The sequence below is a fragment of the uncultured Senegalimassilia sp. genome (assembly GCF_934632265.1).
Classification (GTDB): Bacteria; Actinomycetota; Coriobacteriia; order Coriobacteriales; family Eggerthellaceae; genus Senegalimassilia.
On the sequence record NZ_CAKTYH010000204.1, the window covers coordinates 1 to 1,699 of the forward strand.

The following is a 1,699-nucleotide window of genomic DNA, read 5'->3' on the forward strand; positions in this document are numbered from 1 at the left end:
GGATAGAAGCAAGGGACATGGCTATGGCACAAAGAGCATTGATCGAGTTGTTGCAAAGTTCGACGGCAGGTTGGAAATGCGGTATGATGAGACTACTCATGAGTTTCACAGCATTATTCACTTTCCCCTTCAGTGATTTTATAGCTGCTTGGTATTGAAGAATAATTTGGCCTAAAAAACTCTTCTCACGGTGAGATGAGTTTTTTAGTACCATTGCGGCCTTGCTGTAATGCCGAAAAAGCCATCCATACCCGTAATCACAACATTGTTGTACCCACCGCCAGTGCAGTGGATGATGAGCAAGTTGCCGTTGTCATCATGCCCGCCGACGATCCCGACGTGACCAATATCGGATGCAAACACAAGGTCACCCGGAAGTGCTTCACTCTCGGATATAACATAGCAGTTATTCAACTGTGCCTGCGTTCCACCGTCACCGCAACTCGGATAATACTGTCCGTCCGTTGCGTTGTAAAATGCCCAGTCTACAAAGCCAGAACAGTCAAGCCCATACGGCCTGTATGTGCCGGTAGACTGGCTTCCCTCTGACGTGACCTTTATGGTCGTGCCCCATCTGTAATCCCAACCGAGAGTAAGGGACTTGCCGCCCCAAAAGTAGTTGACTTTGCCAACGAGCGACAGTGCGGCTTTGACCACTGCACAGCGTTCTTCATTTAGATCGTCGGGCAGATTTTTCAACAGTTCTACGGCGTCAGCCTGAGTTATAGTCAGGTCAGACATGAGCCCTCTCAACAGTGTCGGATCACTGAGCAGTTCATCAAGAGCTTTGTTTTGGGCTTTTGAAAAGTCATACGCGCTGCGCATATCATCGGCGGCTTTGTGCCCGATAGTGATTTTCAGGGTGTTTTTCACTATAATGCCGCCGATGTTATCCGGGGCATCATCTTCTGTCTCAACGGTTTCTATCTCAAAATCGAGGCTCACCATGTCCCAAAACACGGAGCGCAGCAAAGAGATACGCTTTTCGTCCATTGTCGCAACATCAAGACCGTTTTTCCCGCCAGCGACTTTGCAAGCAAATACGGCGACTACCTCCCGCCAATCCGGCGCATCACCGTTTACTATTATTTCTTCAAACTCGCCGTCCTGTATTTCGTCAAGGCGCGCGGCGTACTCGGCATTGATTTTGGCAACTGCCGCATTTAGCTGTATTGCACCGTCACCCTGCGGCTCGTTTGCAAACAGGATGCCGAACGGGGATGCCGCGATACCCGCGATCAGCATGAGCGCGCACACAGCAATGATTATCACGCCACCGGCAGCCGAAAGCACCACAGAGCTTGCAGCTCTGGTGGTGCTTTTTGTCAACGCGGCAGCAAGACGCCGTATGAGTTTTTCTTCGGTCTTAGCTCTTCCGTTGCGCAGACGGGTCAGGTTTTTGTACTGAACATATTTCTTGCGCTGCTCCGTACCTGTCGGCTTAGCAGGGGACGGAGGCGCGCTGACTTTGGGCAAAGAGCTTTTTGATTTTACATCCTGCTTTGCGGATAGCCCGCTATCATGCTCCGCGCTCTGCGCCGGTAAACTGTCGGGGGCATTTGCGCTTTGCCTATGACGCAGTCTCTCTTTTGCATTCATAACGGCTGCCCTGCGCATTTTCTCCTGCGGTGTATTGTCTGCCGGAGCGGAACCGCGCCGCCGCATACTTTGTATTTGCGCTGCGCCAAGCCCGACGGCA

The 1,699-nt window shown here is 51.6% G+C and carries 2 protein-coding genes; one reads left to right on the forward strand and one right to left on the reverse strand.

The window, feature by feature from the left end; translation table 11 throughout:
• The coding region (locus tag Q0H50_RS09605; protein ID WP_366936659.1) for a GHKL domain-containing protein at window positions 1–136 on the forward strand (136 nt) is incomplete at its 5' end.
• Window positions 137–204: 68 nt separating this feature from the next.
• Here Q0H50_RS09605 and Q0H50_RS09480 read toward each other — a convergent pair.
• A partial coding sequence (locus Q0H50_RS09480) for an NlpC/P60 family protein (RefSeq protein WP_294421709.1) occupies window positions 205–1,699 on the reverse strand: 1,495 nt, incomplete at its 5' end.